The organism is Roseovarius sp. YIN77, assembly GCF_057219155.1.
Map to the genome: position 1 here is coordinate 73,005 of NZ_JBXVVI010000001.1, position 16,653 is coordinate 89,657.

Genomic DNA, 16,653 nt, shown 5'->3' on the forward strand with positions numbered 1-16,653 from the left:
TGCGCCAACACCGCTCCCCGGCTCATCCCACATTAGCTAAGCACGCTGTGGGAGTAACCAATTCGGCCCGGAAGGGTCGATATCGAAAGGAGATACATGATCTGAATTGGGGATCAATAGCGTGCTTAAACATACAGAGTTATCCCAAGGGTTATCCCTGTGTGAAACCTTCTGCCTGTGAATAAAGGAGAAAATCTATGGCGGATGAAAAGAACTATTGGACCCAAAAACGATCCGACGGTCAGTGGGAATCAAAACGTGAAGGAGCGACAAAAGCTGCTAGCGTTTCGAGAACTCAAGCTGAAGCTTGGAGCAAGTCAAAGGAATTTGCAAAGTCAGGCGGAGGTGAGGCCTACCTAAAAAATGCAAAGGGGCGGATTAGGGAGAGAAACACATACGGAAAAGACCCTTATCCTCCTAAAGGCTAACTAACAGGGTTGGGACGGACCACTCAGTCCTCTCCCACCTTAACCCGGGGCGGGTGCGCTCGCCCCTGACACGGATCAGGCCGCAGGCAGAAAACCGGGCAGTATAAATAGTGAGCCTGATCAGTGAAACTAAATGGGGGGCTTCGGCCCCCTTTTTTCTTTGTGCCTCCGGCGGGAGTATTTGGGCCAAAAAGAAAACGCGGTTTTCCTTTCGCCGCAAATACCTGGGGTGAATGGGCCGAAGGCACAGAGGGGCAACGCCCCTATCCTTTGGATCAGGCTAGGGAGCCGTCTGCATTAATCCGGGATTTGCCACCCATATAGGGGTGCAGAACCTCTGGCAGGGTAACGGATCCGTCCTCTTCCTGGCCATTTTCGAGAACCGCGATCAGGGCGCGCCCGACGGCGAGGCCAGAGCCATTCAGCGTATGCAGGAATTCCGGCTTGCCGCCGCCCTCTGGTTTGAAGCGCGCATTCATGCGGCGGGCCTGAAAATCACCACAGGTCGAAACCGAGCTGATTTCACGAAACTTGCCCTGTCCGGGCAGCCAGACCTCGATATCATGGGTGCGCCGTGCGCCAAAACCGATGTCACCGGTACACAGGACCACGGTGCGGTAGGTGAGCCCCAACCGTTCCAGGATATCCTCGGCACATCGGGTCATGCGGGCTTGTTCGTCCTCTGATTTATCAGGATGCACGATCGAGACCATTTCGACCTTTTCAAACTGGTGCTGACGCAAAATGCCAGCGGTGTCCTTGCCGGCGCTGCCGGCCTCGGATCGGAAGCATTGGGTATGGGCCACATAACGGCGGGGTAGGTAGCTTTCCGACACGGTGCAATCATTGACGATATTGGTCAGCGTCACCTCTGCGGTGGGGACCAGCCACCAACCCTCGCGAGTTTGATAGCTGTCTTCGCCAAATTTCGGCAATTGACCGGTGCCCAGCATCATTTCCTCGCGCACCAACACAGGCGTCCAGGCTTCGGTCAGGCCGTTTTCATTGACATGAACATCCAACATGAATTGCGCCAGCGCCCGGTGAAGCCGCGCGACAGAGCCCGACAGCACCATAAAGCGGGAACCCGATAGTTTCGCGGCGGTTTCAAAATCCAGACCATCCTGCACAGCGGGCAGCTCGTAATGTTCTTTGGGTGCAAAGGAAAATTCGCGTGGGGTGCCCCAGCTGCGGATTTCCGTATTGTCATCCTCATCCACACCATCGGGCACGTCATCGTAGATCAGGTTGGGCAGGGTCATCAGAAGATCGCGCAATTTGGCGTCCTCGACCTTTGCCAGGTCACTCAGGCGTCCGATATCGGCCTTGCGTTCGGCCACCAGCGCACGCAGGCGTTCAAATTCGGCCTCATCGCCACGGGCCTTGGCGGCGCCGACCTCTTTGGCAGCGCGGTTGCTTTCTGCCTTGGCTTCCTCGGCCTCGGCAATGCGTGCGCGGCGGGCCTCGTCAATCGCCAGAACCTCTGCGGAAACGCCATACAGCCCGCGACGGGCCATAGCGGCGTCAAAAGCTTCGGGGTTTTCACGAATGGTGCGAATGTCATGCATCGGATCGGACCTGATTGAATCACTGTATATCCGCGTTATGGCGGATTTTTCAGTGGGGTGTAAGGGGGGTCCTGACCCTAGGGCGCAAGTGTGGTTTCGATGTGTGAGCTGCTTTCCAAAGTCCGGTGCACGGGGCAGCGATCTGCGATTTCCAGCAGGCGCTGGCGTTGTGCATCCGTCAGGTCGCCCTCCAAATGGATTTCCCGCTTGAAAACGTCAATTTTACCACCTGATGAGCCGCTGGCATCCTGGGCATGGACCTTGTCATGTGTCACATCAACCCAGACATGGGTCAGCGGGATGTCCTTGCGTCGGGCATACATCCGAATTGTCATAGAGGTACATGCGCCCAGACCGGCACTGAGAAATCCATAGGGGGTCATGCCGCGATTGGTCCCGCCATAGGCAAGCGGCTCGTCAGCTAAAAGGTGATGATCTGGTCCATGGGTAATGTCCTGCAGATACCCATTTAGATCAGCCTCCGACACGCGCACGACGCCCTCTGGCGCGCCAATGGGCGGGGCGGGATGGCGCAGATCCAAATAGCGACCGGCCCAGGAGGCGATGACTTCGGCTGCGTATTCTGCGTCATCGGGATTGGTGATTAGGTGATCTGCAGTGTCCAGTGTGACGAAGCTTTTGGGATGCTTTGCCGCCGAGAAAATCTGGGCGGCATTTTCGATACCGACGGTGGTGTCCTGCGGGGCGTGTAAAACCAACAATGCACGTTTTAGGTTGCTGATGGCTTTTTCAAGTTTTTCACGACGCACATCGTCGACAAACTCGCGGCGAATTGTGATCGGGCGTCCGCCCAACTGAACCTCTGCCACCCCGGTTTTTTCGATTTGCGGCAGGGCCTCTGCAAAGTTGTGAATGACATGTTCCGGATCGGCAGGGGCGCCAATGGTGGCGACCGCCTGGGCGGAGGGAATGTCCTGGGCAGCGCGCAACACCGCAGCGCCCCCCAGGGAATGCCCGATCAGCAGGCCGGGGGCCATTTTGCGGGAGGTCAGGTAGTTGGCGGCGGCAACAAGATCCGCAACATTAGAAGAAAATGAGGTGTTTTTGAACTCCCCTTCCGAATGACCCAACCCGGTGAAATCAAAGCGCAGAACCGCGATCCCCATTCCGGCAAGCCGACCTGCAATTCGGCGTGCGGCGGGGATATCTTTGGAGCAGGTGAAACAGTGGGCGAACAGGGCGGTTCCCAGATGAGGGCCTTCGGGCAGGTCCAATCGCGCGGCCAGCGTATGGCCGGAATGCCCGGTAAAAGTAATGCGTTCTGTCGGCACGGTACTGTTCCTTGTGGTTCAGTGTGACAACTTGGCGTGAAAGGGGCCGGGAAACAAGCGTTTGGCCTTTCCCGTCACGTGAAGGTGAGAGAACGTGTGCCGCCTGTCGCCCGGATTACGACGCTCTGCCGTAAAACCCCATGTTTTCTTCATCCGTGAAACGCTTACCCGGAGTGTCATAATAGGTGAAAACCGCAATAACACGCTGTTTTTCGCCCTGCACCGGCGTGACGCGGTGGGCCGTATTGCGCCCGCGAAAGACATTCAATGTTCCTGCTTTTAGTCTGAGCAACTGAACATCCGGGTCCTGGCCTGACAGCATCTTGGCCACGCCTTCATAATTCGGATCGTCGTCAGAGCGCAGGTCGGAACGATATTCAAAGTCACCACCTGCCAACGGGGCCTGAAGCAACAAAGTGGTGGTGAATTGCGACCGGTCAAAGTGCCAATTCAGCGCCTCGCCGTCGTTGTAGCCCATCACATTATAGCGGGCGAGCAGATCATCCATGGGATAAAGCGCTGGCATTTCCATGACTTCTGACAGAAAACTAATGAAAGGTTGAAAAAGGTAGAGCTGTTCCAGCGGAGATCCCAGAGTTTGATCTGAACACAGTGTGTGATTGATGGTTTTCTGGATGGCCAGCGCCGGGTGATCGGCGGGCAGATCGGGGATGTTTTTCTTGAAATAGATGTTGTGGTCGCGTTGATGGGTGAACGCCTCGCTCGACAGTTTGGGGATCGCGTCGTCCAGTACAGTTTGCAGGGCTTCGGGGCGCATAAAACCTGTCAGATTGAACATGCCATCGCTGGCCAGTTCGGCCTGACATCGTTTCACAAGGGCCTGATATCCGGCAGAATTGGGTTGATCCAAGGGATAGGTTTCCAGATCCAGAATATCGGCAATGTGCATTGTCATCCTCTCCCCATCAGGGCGTCATCAAACGGATAGGTGGTCAGGTTTTCATAGCCGGTTTCGGTGATCAACACCTGATCTTCGAGCTTGATGGAAAAATCGCCGCCTTCGGGACTGACTAGCGCCTCGACACACAAGACCATGCCGGGTTCCAGCGGGTAGTCATAGGCGCCCTCGACCGCCTGATCGGGATAGGCGATCAGAGGCCATTCATCGCACAGGCCAACGCCATGCATCAGGCAGCCGTATTTCTGTTTCTGGTATTTGTCGTCCAGAACATGGGTATTGGCGGTCAGTTCCGGGATCATGATGCCGGGTTTTAACATTTCCATGTTTTGCATGATGTGTTCATGGGCATGTTGCATGGCATAGATCATATCAGGGCGCGGTTTATCATCCCCGATCCACCAACTGCGGCTGATATCGACGCAGATGCCGTAGCTTCCGACCAGATCGGTATCAAAGCTGATGATTTCGTTGTTTTGCGTGATCCGTGGGCCACATTCCTGAAACCACGGATTGGTGCGTTGGCCCGACGACAGAAGCCGGGTTTCGATCCATTCACCGCCGCGTTTGATGTTTTCGGCGTGCAGGACGGCCCAAATGTCGTCTTCGGATGTATGGCCCAAGGGCACATTGGCCCGCGCGAAGCGTTCCATTGCCGACACGGCGGTTTCACAGGCATGGCTGGCACAGCGCATGGCGAGGATTTCATCGGGGCCTTTGACGGATCTGGCTTTCTCAGTCAGCTCTTCGCCTTCCATCACCTCGAAACCCTGTGCTTCCAGCGCGCGCAGGCCATGCAGCATGACCTTATCCACGGCCAGACGCATATTGCCACCGCCATGTTCCTGAATCAGGGCTTTGACTTCTTGAGAGAGTTTATCGGCAGCAACGTCGACCTTGTCGCCCCGGTCGAAATAGAACAAATCCGCGCCGGATCGCTGCTCGCGCACCAGCGGATTGAACTCAGACAGGAAGGGGGATTGCTTGTAATCCCAGATCACCATGTACCCATCGGCGCAGATCAGCAGGGCCCGAAACGGATTATGAGTATTCCACAACTGCATATTGGTGGAGTCGGTGGCGTAGCGGATATTCAGTGGATCAAAGACTAAGAGCCCGCCATAGTCGCGATCCACAATATGCTGAACCAGACGTTTCCAGCGGAACTCGCGCATCCGTTCCAGATTGGGCAGGGTCAATCCGGCCTCTGCCCATTCGGCGAAGGCCAGTTGGGTCGGGCCGATTTCCACCCGGTTGTTGTCGTTGGGGGTGCCGTCGCCCAAAGTTGCGCCGCGCGTGGGGTCAATTTTACGGGTGTCGCGGAAATGTGGGTTCATGGTCACTCTCTTGGTTTTGAGAGAACCCTATTTTGACGTCGGTTGTAAGGCAGCTTTGATTGCGACAGTCATTGTCGCTATTTGACTGGGGTCGAATTGGGCTTTGTTTCGTCTGCTAGTGGTTGGTTTGAGTTGCAAAGCCCTATCAATGTCATTCAGAAACACCAAACCCGGTTTTATCCCATATGACCTGCGTCCGTTCGCTGAGCCCTTCGGCGCCATAGATGTTCATGCCAACACCAAGTGCGGCCGCCATTCCCAGTGCGGCGATAAAGGCGAGGCTGCCGACAAAGCGTTTAAGCGGGGGCCAGTTTTGGTTGACGGGGGCGGTTGAAACCGGAACTTTTCGGGGTTGGGGGGTTTGTTGGCCGCGGTAAGCGTGGCGCAGATCGCGTTCGTCCTGACGGGCGGTTCTGCGGCGTTCCCGCGTCTGGGCAACAGGTTTTGCAGGTTCATCCGTTCTGCGTCGTTCAACGCTAACCTTGGCCGGGGTCACCGTTGGTGTCAGTTCAAGTGTGGCCGTATCATCCTGTCCCGAAGATGTATGTGTCACAGTAAATTCCATCCCTGTTTTTGTTATAAAGGTTGTTTGATGCGCGGGCAGTTGTCCGCGTTTGATATAAGTTTCCAGAAACCCCTGAACCGGTGCATTCAGGTCGCCAGCATTTAGCGGGCTTGGCCCGATGTGCATCGGCATTCCCAGCAGGTGTTCTGCGCCCGTGACGCTGAAGGCGTTTTGTTTATTGCCTTGGGGGTCTTCCGGGTGTGCCAGTTCCTTGAGGCCAAAACACAAGCCATAGGGCGTGTCCGACAATGACTGGAACTGCGCGACTGTCAGGATTTGTTGGGAGTGCGGCCAGTGAATGGCCAGCGGTTCCGCAGTGCCTGCCAGCAGATTGCAAAGCTGCGCGCATATCTGCATTCGTTCTAGATACTGATCCTGTGCCTGATCCGATTCAGGTTTCGCGGCCGGGGCAACACGGATCAGAACATGCTGATCGTGATCGCGGATCAGGCGAAAGGCGGGCAGGGTGTCTGATTGCGCCGCCAAATCACATCCAATGCCCGAAAACTTGTGTGCCAGTCTTGGCGTGGGGAGCGTTTCAACCGCGGCAATGGTCTGACCGTCTGACAGAACGATTGTGTTCGTTGTGACCCGCACGCATTTTAACGCCGACAAAACGCACCCTTTCTGACTGCCCAAAAGCGTTGAAATCGCTTCGGCATTCACAACGGGTGCGGTGCGATACAGGATCGCTGCTTCTATCGGAGATGCATAAGTCATCTTCAGCCGCTCTTACCTCCGCCCAGAGTGGTAATCGCTAAATCTGGTCAGACTGTGGCATGGGCTGGGTAAGGTGATGACGAATGAGACGTCGAAATGAAGAAAGGGCCTTGAAAACAAGGCCCTTTACTTACAATTTATTTCAACTGCTTAGCAGCTGTAGTACATCTTGTACTCGACCGGATGCGGGGTGTGTTCGTAGGCATAAACCTCATCCCATTTCAGGGCCAGGTAGCCCTCGATCTGGTCTTTGGTGAACACGTCACCGGCCAGCAGGAAGTCATGATCGGCCTCAAGGCTGTCCAGAGCTTCGCGCAGGGATGCACAAACAGTCGGGATACCGGCCAGTTCTTCTGGCGGCAGGTCATAGAGATCTTTGTCGGACGCCGGGCCCGGATCGATCTTGTTTTTGATGCCGTCAAGACCAGCCATCAGCAGGGCGGCAAAGCACAGATAGGGGTTGGCTGCCGGATCGGGGAAGCGGGCCTCTACACGTTTTGCCTTAGGGCTTTCGGTCCATGGAATACGCACACAGCCAGAGCGGTTGGAAGCAGAATAGGCCCGCAGAACCGGGGCTTCGAACCCTGGGATCAGACGCTTGTAGCTGTTGGTCGCCGGGTTGGTGAAGGCGTTCAGCGTTTTGGCGTGTTTCAGGATGCCGCCGATGAACCACAGAGCCTCATCCGACAAATCGGCGTATTTGTCGCCAGCAAAGAGCGGTTTGCCGTCTTTCCATATCGACATGTTGACGTGCATTCCGGTGCCGTTGTCACCAAAGATCGGTTTCGGCATGAAGGTTGCGGACTTGCCGTAGGCGTGGGCCACATTGTGGATCACGTATTTGTACTTCTGCAGTTCATCGGCCTGTTTGGTCAGGCTATCAAAGATCAGGCCCAGCTCGTGCTGACAGGACGCAACCTCGTGGTGGTGCTTGTCGACCTTCATGCCGATGCGCTTCATCGTGGACAGCATTTCAGAGCGCAGGTCCTGGGCGTCATCGATTGGGTTTACAGGGAAGTAGCCGCCCTTGATGCCTGGACGATGACCCATATTACCCATCTCATATTCAGTGTCAGAGTTCCAGGAGGCGTCTTGCGCGTCGACCTGGTAGGACACTTTGTTCATCTCGACAGAGAAACGCACGTCATCGAACAGAAAGAACTCTGCCTCTGGTCCCATATAGGCGACGTCACCGATGCCCGTGGACTTCAGATAAGCCTCTGCCTTCTGCGCGGTGCCGCGCGGGTCGCGGTTATAGGCCTCGCCGGTGTCAGGCTCGACCACAGAGCAGTGGATTGCCAGGGTTTTTTCGGCGTAGAATGGATCGACATAGGCCGATCCCGCGTCCAGCATCAGTTTCATGTCAGAGGCTTCGATGGATTTCCAACCAGCGATGGAAGAGCCGTCAAACATGAAACCCTCTTCCAAGAAGTCCTCGTCAACCTGATCGGCCATGACGGTGACGTGCTGCAGTTTGCCGCGCGGGTCAGTGAAACGGACGTCGACATACTCGATGCCTTCATCCTCGATCTTCTTAAGAACGTCTGCGTTGTTCATAAGTTATGTCCTTGTCTGGGGTGTTCGAATATTGTTAGAGCGCGTCATCACCGGTTTCACCGGTGCGGATGCGGATCGCTTGTTCTACGGGGCTGACGAAAATCTTGCCGTCGCCGATCTTGTCGGTTTTGGCAGCATCAACGATGGCCTCGATCGCGCCGTCAACCAGATCGTCGGGCAGGACGACCTCGATTTTTACCTTTGGCAGGAAATCCACGACATATTCGGCGCCACGGTAAAGTTCGGTATGGCCTTTCTGGCGGCCGAACCCTTTGACCTCGATCACGCTGAGGCCTTGGACGCCGATGTCTTGCAGCGCTTCTTTGACTTCGTCGAGCTTGAACGGCTTGATGATGGCTTCGATTTTCTTCATGGGTCGCGACTCCCTTTATTGGGTTACCGGGGCGTCTGACCACTTCCCCGCGTGCGCGTCCATGGGGTAGGCTGAGAATCCGGTTGGGAAGTGATCGAAATCAAGGCGCGTGCCTAATTTTTGTGCAATGTGATTATTTTGTGTGCAGTTTTTGGAAATTGAGGATGAAGAGGCGATGACAGAGCTTTTGACCGCCGCCCAGATGCGGGCAATTGAACAGGCCGCAATTGACAGCGGAGAGGTCACCGGGCTGGAGCTGATGGAGCGCGCCGGGCGCGGCGTGGTCGAGGCGATATTCGAGGAATGGCCAGAGCTTGCAAAAACGTCCCACAAGGCCGTGGTTCTGTGCGGCCCCGGAAACAATGGCGGCGACGGGTTTGTCGTGGCGCGGCTGTTGTATGAGCTGGGTTGGGATGTGGAGGTGTTTCTGTATGGGGACCCGGATAAGATGCCGCCGGATGCACGGGTGAATTATGAGCGGTGGTTGGAGCGGGGGGAAGTTAGTCAACTGACGGAGCGGGGCGTGCGCCAAGGCAGTTTCGCCGATCTCTATGTTGATGCTGTTTTTGGAACCGGTCTAGCACGTGGAGTGGAAGGCGAATTGCTCCGCGTCTTGAGGCACTTGTCAGGAGTGAACGGTGATCACTATGGGGATCGTCTAATCAGTATCGACGCTCCTTCCGGTCTTTGTCTCGACAGTGGGCGCGTTTTGCAACTGGAGCCCCTGTGGGCATGGCCATTAGAGTACTTGGAGAATTTACCTGAAGAGATGCGGCAAAAACTTGCTTCTACGCGTGGGACACGTGCTTTACATGATCGATTTGCGCGGGTCACGGTCTGTTTTGATAGCCCAAAGCCAGGACACTTCATGTCAAACGGGCCTGATTTATGTGGAAAAATCATAGTAAAAGACATTGGCATAGCAACGCAACGCCGTCGTTTTAACGGTGAACCCTATGATGGCGCGTTTATCTATCTTGGTAAGTCGCATCGTGGAGCTTGCCGACCTTGCTTCCTAAGGCTTTCTGAGCCTTTGGGCCGGGTGCAAGATGAGCGTCCTTGGGGCGGACTGCCATTCTATCGGATGCCCAAGTTTTTTAATCATCACAAATACGCCCATGGCCATGCTCTGATCCTCTCTGGCCCCTCTGCCCAAACCGGGGCCGCGCGGCTTGCGGCTCGTGGGGCGCTGCGCATCGGGGCGGGGTTGGTGACGGTGGGGTCTCCGGCAGATGCCTTGGCAGAGAATGCGGCGCAATTGACGGCGATTATGTTGAAAGAGGTGGAGGGGACAGAGGGGTTATCCGATGTTTTGACGGACGAGCGTATCAACGCGCTGTGTATGGGCCCGGGAATGGGTGTGGACCGGGCGCGGGAACTGGTGCCAGTGGCGTTGAATACAAAGCGGGCGACAGTGTTGGACGCGGATGCCTTGACGGCGTTTGCGCATGCGCCAGAGGCTTTGTTTGATCTGTTGCACGAGCGCTGTGTGCTGACACCCCACGCTGGCGAGTTTGCGCGTTTGTTCCCGGATATTGTAGGGAAACTGAATGCCCCGGCCACCAAAGGCCCGGCTTATTCCAAGGTCGATGCGACGCGGGAGGCTGCGGCAAGGGCAGGGTGCGTTGTGCTGTTCAAGGGGCCGGATACCGTGATTGCCGCACCGGATGGGCGGTGTTCGATTAACTCGGCGCATTATGAACGGTCTGCACCGTGGCTGGCCACCGCCGGGTCTGGGGACGTGTTGGCGGGGTTTATCACAGGGCTGATGGCGCGTGGCTTTTCGCCTATGCAGGCCGCTGAAACCGGGGCGTGGCTGCATGTGGAATGCGCGCTGTCCTTTGGCCTCGGCCTGATCGCAGAGGATTTGCCAGAGGAATTACCAAAGGTTTTCAAAAATCTTGGGGTATGAGGTGAATTTTCTCTCGCATCCCAATCAGGGCTTTGCTAAGACGCGCCCTGTTGCGGGTGTGGCGAAATTGGTAGACGCACTAGATTTAGGTTCTAGCGCCGCGAGGCGTGGGGGTTCAAGTCCCTCCACCCGCACCATCAGGGCATAGATGTAAAACATGTGACATACTTTGCCTTTTGATGATGATTCAGCCCTTGCAAGCATGACTGCTGCCCAATAGAAGAGCCTTGATTAATTCCCGCCGCGTTTGCGCGGCCCTTTGCTATGAAATGAGGACGAACATGCAGGTCACTGAGACCCTGAACGAAGGCCTGAAACGCGGCTATGATATCACGATTCCGGCATCTGATCTGAATGACAAGGTGAATGCCAAGCTGGCCGAGGCCCAGCCCGAAGTCGAAATGAAGGGCTTTCGCAAGGGCAAGGTTCCTATGGCTCTGCTGAAAAAGCAGTTCGGACAGCGCCTGATGGGCGAAGCCATGCAAGAAGCTGTTGATGGCGCGATGAGCGAGCATTTTGAACAGTCTGGTGATCGCCCGGCAATGCAGCCGAAAATCGAGATGAAAAACGGCGAAGAGTGGAAAGAGGGCGACGACGTCGAGGTCGAAATGTCCTATGAGGCTCTGCCCACCATTCCAGAGGTCGACATGAAGGCGATCAAGCTGGAGAAGATGGTCGTCAAGGCGGGTGATACCGATGTCGAAGAGGCGCTGGGCAATCTGGCGCAATCCGCGCAAAACTTTGAAGACCGTCGCAAAGGTTCCAAAGCCAAGGATGGCGATCAGGTTGTTATCGACTTTGTTGGCAAAGTTGATGGTGAAGCCTTTGAGGGTGGTGCTGCCGAAGATTACCCGCTGGTGCTGGGATCCAATTCCTTCATCCCTGGGTTCGAAGAGCAACTGGTTGGTGCCAAAGTCGGTGAAGAGGTTGAGGTCAATGTGGCCTTCCCAGCCGAATATGGTGCCGAAAACCTGGCGGGCAAAGATGCTGTTTTTGCCTGCACCGTGAAGGCCGTTAAGGCGCCCGCAGATGCCGAGATCAATGATGAGCTGGCCAAACAGTTTGGGGCCGATGATCTGGACGCCCTGAAGGGTCAGGTTGCCGAGCGTCTGGAAGCTGAATATGCCGGTGCGTCGCGCGCTATTGTAAAGCGTAAGTTGCTGGATTCTTTGGATGAAATCGTGTCTTTCGATCTGCCACCAACCCTGGTGGAAGAAGAGGCAAAACAGATTGCGCACCAGTTGTGGCATGATGAAAACCCGGAAGTGCATGATCACAATCACGGCGAAATCGAAGCCACGGATGAGCACACCAAATTGGCAGAACGCCGCGTTCGTTTGGGTCTGCTCTTGGCAGAGCTGGGCCAGAAAGCAGAGATCGAAGTAACGGAACAAGAAATGACCCAAGCGGTGATGGCGCAGGCACGTCAGTATCCGGGTCAGGAACGCCAGTTCTTTGAATTCGTTCAGCAAAACGCTCAGATGCAGCAGCAACTGCGCGCCCCGATTTTTGAGGATAAAGTCGTCGACTATATCCTTGAATTGGCTGAAGTTTCTGAAAAAGAAGTGTCAAAAGACGATCTGCAGAAAGCTGTTGAGGCGCTCGACGAAGAGTAAGCCCGACACCAGATTATTACGCAAAGGCCGCCCATCGGGCGGCCTTTTTTCTGGGCGATTACACGGATCCTGCAGGGCGACTGGCAGGGTGTTCACCTGATGGTTAACGGGGATTGCATCTTGAATTCACATGTCGGTATTGCGTCGGTATTTTAACGGCATCGCGACAGTGTGAAAACGCCGGGCAGTCCGCTAAATTGGGCGTCCTGGGGCGCTGCGTTGCTTTAATCTTTTTCTGATTCCGTGATCTGGGGCCGCAAAGGTGGTCAGATAAGGGATGACAGACGGGCGGCGCGATCAGGTTTGTCGTCCGCTGGCAGAACGGGATATGCCGGTGATCAATTGGATGGAGGGGTCATGTATTTGGCGAAGTTATCAATATAGTCATCCATGTTTTCGCAAAGCATATTGCGATATTGGGCAACGAAATAGTCAATCGTTTCTTCTTTTTTTTCCGCCATTTCCGAACCCTCATAAAACCCGCGTGCGCTGACCCATGCATTGAATCGAGCAGCGGCATAGAGGAGGGACGCGCTGACGCGGCCTTTGCTTTCGTCGTCCAACTGTGCGTTTACGAGGTCGATGACTTTGTCTGCGCGATCGAAAAACGCCTGATCCGGTGTGGTGGCCACGAAACTATCCTTTGCACGATTGAAGCTGGGTCAACTTTATAGTTGCTGCAGTTGATCGCAATGGGGTTTGCGGCGCCGCTTCATCGAATGACGTGGGGCTTTTGATGCAAAACACCGGTCATCGGTTGACGTGTTTCGATACATCTGTTCCAAGGCCGCTAACCCTGAATGACATGATTGCAGGAGCTTTTATCATGACCCCCAAAACCCGCGTCGTTCTGTCCAGTGATCATGCGGCCATCGCGCTTCGTCAGGCCATTGCCGATCACATCTCGGCACAGGGGTACGAGGTGGTTGATATCGGGCCGGTAACGCCAGAGAGCACGCATTACCCCAAGCACGGCGAGGCGGCGGCGCGGATGGTGGCCGAGGGCGAATGCGATCTGGGGATCATTTTGTGCGGGACGGGCCAAGGGATCATGATGGCGGCGAACAAGGTCAAGGGCGTGCGCTGCGGCGTGTGTTCAGATACGTTTTCGGCCCGGATGATCCGCGAACATAACGATGCCAATATGCTGTCCATTGGCGCGCGGGTGGTCGGTGATATGCTGGCGCTGGAGATTGCCGATGCGTTTCTGGGGGCCGCGTTTGAGGGCGGCCGCCATGGTACACGGGTCGATATGATCACGGCGATCGAGGGGTAGGGCACGCTTTCTCGTTGCGATTTGGGGGGTGGATTTCCGCCCTTCTTTTGGTTGGTGTTGAGTTTGCATGATTGTTTGCTGAGCGGGACGGAGCTAGCTTTCGCCGTTATTGCGCCAATGTCAGCTTTAGTAGGTGATCTTAAGGACAAGCTCTTCAGAAATGTCGATAAACCAGATGAGGCCATTGTTCGACCAATTCAATTGTTTGCTCATACACTGCGCCAAGCTTCGCGGCCAATTTTTGCGAAGGCATGTTGTCAGGTGCAATGTAACTTACCAGAGAAGGTGACTTGAGGGAATTTCGTGCATACCTGACACACTCCGCTGCTGCTTCTTCAGCAAAACCATTCCGTTGCTGTCGGTCATCAATCCAATAACCCAATTCCAGCTCCGGCCAATCCAGAGATTTCCAAAGTCCGACGCATACCACAAACGTTTGGGTTGTACGCTCTTCAACGGCCCAATATCCAAAACCGTTCAGTTGCCAATGTCCAACCATCATGGCCAGATGTCGCCATGCGTCATCAGCGTTTCGCTTGCCGCCAAAGTACTGTGCTCTGCTCTGATCTCTGAAGTAACGAGTATAGGGTTCGATGTCTTCTGCTCTCCACTGCCTCAATAAAAGTCGTTCGGTTTGTAGTTCTTGCACTTAGCTTCTCCCTAGAGCCGTATTCTATGGAATCTCCATCTAAAGAAGAGGAGCGCGTACCTTGCCGAATAAAAAAACCGGAACGCCTGCAAGCGTCTTACTCACTAGCGTCGCGGTCTGTGTCGTTATTGACAACGAACCTTTTGCGGCAACTCAAAATTTTGGGGACAGCAACGACAGTCGCTGCGCGCAAGATCAACAAATCGCCAGAACGGTCATTCGTGCAATTTGCAGCATTGGTCGAGATGGGCTCTAATCAGACTTTCCCCTCATTCGACTCAGGTCCATATTGGGATCCTACGACGTGACGGTCGAAGTCATTTGATGTTCCGCACGTGCGAAATGCCGGGCTGAAGCCCGACCTGCGGGCTTATCGCGCCAATCGGGCGGCGCGGCCGCCGCGGCGTTTTTTGGGGGCGGCGTCTCTGGTTGGTAGCTCTTCCATGATATCGGCGCGCTGATCATCGGTCATGCGCGACCAATCGCGAATTTCGTCGATGGTTCGCAGGCAACCGGTGCACAGGCGCGTTTCCGGATGCACCACGCAGATTTTCACGCAAGGTGAATGGATTTCGTTTCGCTTCCAGATCTCGTCGGTCATTGTGGTCTCATCCCAGATGCGCCAACCTGTCCAGCGCTCCTTGTAAGATATACCCGGCGGCGACGTGATCAATAACCTCAGACCGACGTTTTCGTGTCGCATCCGCCTCTAACAGCGCGCGTTCAGCCGCGACAGTGGACAGACGTTCATCCCAGAAGGTGATGGGGATGTCCGTCAGGCGGGTCAGGTTGCGGGCAAAGGCGCGGGTGGATTGCACACGGGGGCCCTCTGACCCGTCCATGTTCAGGGGCAATCCCAGCACCAAGCCGGCAATCTGGCGGTTCGTCAGAATCTTCAGCAGGGCATCTGCGTCTTGGGTGAATTTCTTGCGCCGGATGGTTTCCAGGGGTGTTGCGACGGAACGAAAGCTGTCGGAAATGGCCACGCCAATGGTTTTGGTGCCCAGATCGAGCCCGGCCAAGGCCTGCATCGGGGGCAGGGCGGCGGCGAAATCTTTGATATCCTCGATGATCATTCGGTGAGCCCGGCCTGTGCAGCGGCACCGTGAATTATGGCCATTGCGTCGTTGTCATCGGCAAAGGTCTGGGTGGCCTCTGCCAGAATCACGCGGGCGCGGTCGGTTTCGCCCAGGACCGCTAACGCGTTGATCAGGCGGGCCCAATCTTGGGCGCTACCGCCTTCGGCGGCCAGCCGGTCCGCCAGTCCTTCGACCATGTTCTGGATCATTTCGGTACGGTCTTCATCATTCAAGGCTTCTGCGGCAGAGATGTCTTCGGCAGAGGGGCCTGGCGCGGTCGTGATGGCGGGCAGTTCGTACCGAACGCCTGCCAGCATGGCGACTTCCTCTAGCTGCGCGCGAATGGGCGCCACCCAAGGATCGGACGATCGGCTGTCTGTCAGCAAGCCCGACCAGAATTGAAAGCCCAAATCGGGCCGTCCGTTTTGCAAAAACATCAGGCCGGAATAATACCGCGCCAACCCGTTTTTAGGATCGAGCGTCAGGGCGCGGGTCAGGGCCTGTTCGGCCTCTGGCGAGATATAGCCGCCCGCCGCCAAAATCAGTAGATCGCCGTATCCGGCCCAATCATCCGCGGTGGCGGCGGCATCCTTGAGCTGCAGCACACGCGCCTGGGCCTGGTGTGCGGCGCTAAAGTTGCCTAATCGTGCCTCGCTTTGAACCAGCAGGATATGGCCCTGCAGATCATCGGGACGATCGGCGACAGCCTGACGCAATTGATCAACAAGCGCGGTGTATTCTTCGGGGTAGTCGTTTTGAACCTGGCTGACCTGAGCCTCTGCCGTGGTTTGGTCAGGGCGGTTCTGGCGCATTTCGTTGGCGGTTTCGATCCGGTCTGAAAGGGGCAAATCAGGAAAGCCGGGGGCGCCAAGTTGAAGATAAACTGCAGCCGTACCTGCCAGCATGATGGCCGCAAAAACCGCAAGCAGCCACAGGGTGGGTTCGGATCCTGCCCGCCGCGTTTTGGTTTTTGCCGCATCCGCCGTCAGCAGGCGGCGGGATATTTCGATGCGGGTTTGGTTTGCCTCTGCCTGTGGTATCACGCCGCGGGCGAGGTCCTGATCCAGTTCCCGCAACTGATCGCGATAAACCGCCGTATCAGAGGCGAATTGATCCGGGGCGGGCGTTTCTGCGCCGCGCCGCGCGGCCAGCACCATCAAAGCGCAGACCGTCAAGCCCAATCCCAATGCGACAATCCAAAACGCCATGTTTATGCTCTCCGTTCAGCGCGTATCTATAGATGTTTGAAACCAACCAAAAGGGGATGAACTGTCGCGCATCGCCGGATGTGGCCCAACATGTCGCAATATCGGTCAAAGCTGCCGCTCACATGTTCGGTGGAACCGATGATTTAAGTCATTT

At 55.8% G+C, this 16,653-nt stretch carries 16 protein-coding genes and 1 tRNA gene; 5 read left to right on the forward strand and 12 right to left on the reverse strand.

Annotation, left to right across the window (positions count from 1 at the left end; genetic code table 11):
• The first annotated feature begins 197 nt into the window (after positions 1-197).
• Entirely contained in the window at positions 198-428 is a 231-nt protein-coding gene (locus tag AC2D8P_RS00365; protein WP_484699453.1) for a DUF2188 domain-containing protein, read from the forward strand.
• Positions 429-703: 275 nt separating this feature from the next.
• Here the strand turns inward: AC2D8P_RS00365 and serS are convergent, their stop codons facing one another.
• From serS to AC2D8P_RS00400, 7 genes are all read right to left on the reverse strand, one after another.
• Positions 704-1,996 carry a serine--tRNA ligase gene (gene serS, locus AC2D8P_RS00370; protein ID WP_484699455.1) on the reverse strand — a complete coding sequence of 431 codons (1,293 nt, stop codon included), beginning with the start codon at positions 1,994-1,996 and terminating at the stop codon, positions 704-706.
• Positions 1,997-2,073: 77 nt separating this feature from the next.
• On the reverse strand, positions 2,074-3,288 hold the full coding sequence (locus AC2D8P_RS00375; RefSeq protein WP_484699457.1) for a bifunctional alpha/beta hydrolase/OsmC family protein: 1,215 nt from the start codon (positions 3,286-3,288) through the stop codon (positions 2,074-2,076).
• Between the two features lie 115 nt (positions 3,289-3,403).
• Complete coding sequence (locus AC2D8P_RS00380) at positions 3,404-4,204, reverse strand: HalD/BesD family halogenase (protein ID WP_484699459.1); 801 nt, start codon at positions 4,202-4,204, stop codon at positions 3,404-3,406.
• Complete coding sequence (gene dddP, locus AC2D8P_RS00385; protein WP_484699461.1) at positions 4,201-5,544, reverse strand: dimethylsulfonioproprionate lyase DddP; 1,344 nt, start codon at positions 5,542-5,544, stop codon at positions 4,201-4,203. Before dddP ends, AC2D8P_RS00380 begins: the two co-directional genes overlap by 4 nt.
• A gap of 151 nt (positions 5,545-5,695) precedes the next feature.
• Positions 5,696-6,829: a hypothetical protein gene (locus AC2D8P_RS00390; RefSeq protein WP_484699463.1), complete on the reverse strand. Its 1,134-nt coding sequence runs from the start codon at positions 6,827-6,829 to the stop codon at positions 5,696-5,698.
• A gap of 150 nt (positions 6,830-6,979) precedes the next feature.
• Positions 6,980-8,386, reverse strand: coding sequence for a type I glutamate--ammonia ligase (glnA, locus tag AC2D8P_RS00395; protein ID WP_484699465.1), 1,407 nt, complete (start codon positions 8,384-8,386; stop codon positions 6,980-6,982).
• A 34-nt stretch (positions 8,387-8,420) separates the two neighbouring features.
• Positions 8,421-8,759, reverse strand: a complete 339-nt coding sequence (locus AC2D8P_RS00400; RefSeq protein WP_484699467.1) for a P-II family nitrogen regulator — start codon at positions 8,757-8,759, stop codon at positions 8,421-8,423.
• 175 nt (positions 8,760-8,934) lie between these two features.
• Between AC2D8P_RS00400 and AC2D8P_RS00405 the strand changes: the two genes are divergently transcribed.
• From AC2D8P_RS00405 to tig, 3 genes are all read left to right on the forward strand, one after another.
• Positions 8,935-10,671: an NAD(P)H-hydrate dehydratase gene (locus tag AC2D8P_RS00405; RefSeq protein WP_484700564.1), complete on the forward strand. Its 1,737-nt coding sequence runs from the start codon at positions 8,935-8,937 to the stop codon at positions 10,669-10,671.
• A gap of 52 nt (positions 10,672-10,723) precedes the next feature.
• Positions 10,724-10,808: transfer RNA gene (locus tag AC2D8P_RS00410), tRNA-Leu, on the forward strand.
• 144 nt (positions 10,809-10,952) lie between these two features.
• The gene (gene tig, locus AC2D8P_RS00415; protein WP_484699469.1) at positions 10,953-12,287 is read left to right on the forward strand and encodes a trigger factor; all 1,335 of its coding nucleotides are present in this window, start codon (positions 10,953-10,955) and stop codon (positions 12,285-12,287) included.
• Positions 12,288-12,625: 338 nt separating this feature from the next.
• Here the strand turns inward: tig and AC2D8P_RS00420 are convergent, their stop codons facing one another.
• On the reverse strand, positions 12,626-12,919 hold the full coding sequence (locus AC2D8P_RS00420) for a DUF3144 domain-containing protein (protein ID WP_484699471.1): 294 nt from the start codon (positions 12,917-12,919) through the stop codon (positions 12,626-12,628).
• Positions 12,920-13,113: 194 nt separating this feature from the next.
• Between AC2D8P_RS00420 and rpiB the strand changes: the two genes are divergently transcribed.
• Positions 13,114-13,563 carry a ribose 5-phosphate isomerase B gene (rpiB, locus tag AC2D8P_RS00425; RefSeq protein WP_484699473.1) on the forward strand — a complete coding sequence of 150 codons (450 nt, stop codon included), beginning with the start codon at positions 13,114-13,116 and terminating at the stop codon, positions 13,561-13,563.
• A gap of 154 nt (positions 13,564-13,717) precedes the next feature.
• Here rpiB and AC2D8P_RS00430 read toward each other — a convergent pair whose 3' ends face one another.
• The 4 genes from AC2D8P_RS00430 to ccmI form a co-directional block, all read right to left on the reverse strand.
• Positions 13,718-14,212 carry a GNAT family N-acetyltransferase gene (locus AC2D8P_RS00430; protein WP_484699475.1) on the reverse strand — a complete coding sequence of 165 codons (495 nt, stop codon included), beginning with the start codon at positions 14,210-14,212 and terminating at the stop codon, positions 13,718-13,720.
• A gap of 370 nt (positions 14,213-14,582) precedes the next feature.
• Positions 14,583-14,813 (reverse strand): DUF1289 domain-containing protein, encoded by a 231-nt coding sequence (locus tag AC2D8P_RS00435; protein WP_484699477.1) that lies wholly within the window; start codon positions 14,811-14,813, stop codon positions 14,583-14,585.
• Between the two features lie 7 nt (positions 14,814-14,820).
• Positions 14,821-15,288 carry a Holliday junction resolvase RuvX gene (gene ruvX, locus AC2D8P_RS00440; protein ID WP_484699479.1) on the reverse strand — a complete coding sequence of 156 codons (468 nt, stop codon included), beginning with the start codon at positions 15,286-15,288 and terminating at the stop codon, positions 14,821-14,823.
• Positions 15,285-16,499 (reverse strand): c-type cytochrome biogenesis protein CcmI, encoded by a 1,215-nt coding sequence (gene ccmI, locus AC2D8P_RS00445; protein WP_484699481.1) that lies wholly within the window; start codon positions 16,497-16,499, stop codon positions 15,285-15,287. Before ccmI ends, ruvX begins: the two co-directional genes overlap by 4 nt.
• Positions 16,500-16,653: the final 154 nt, after the last annotated feature.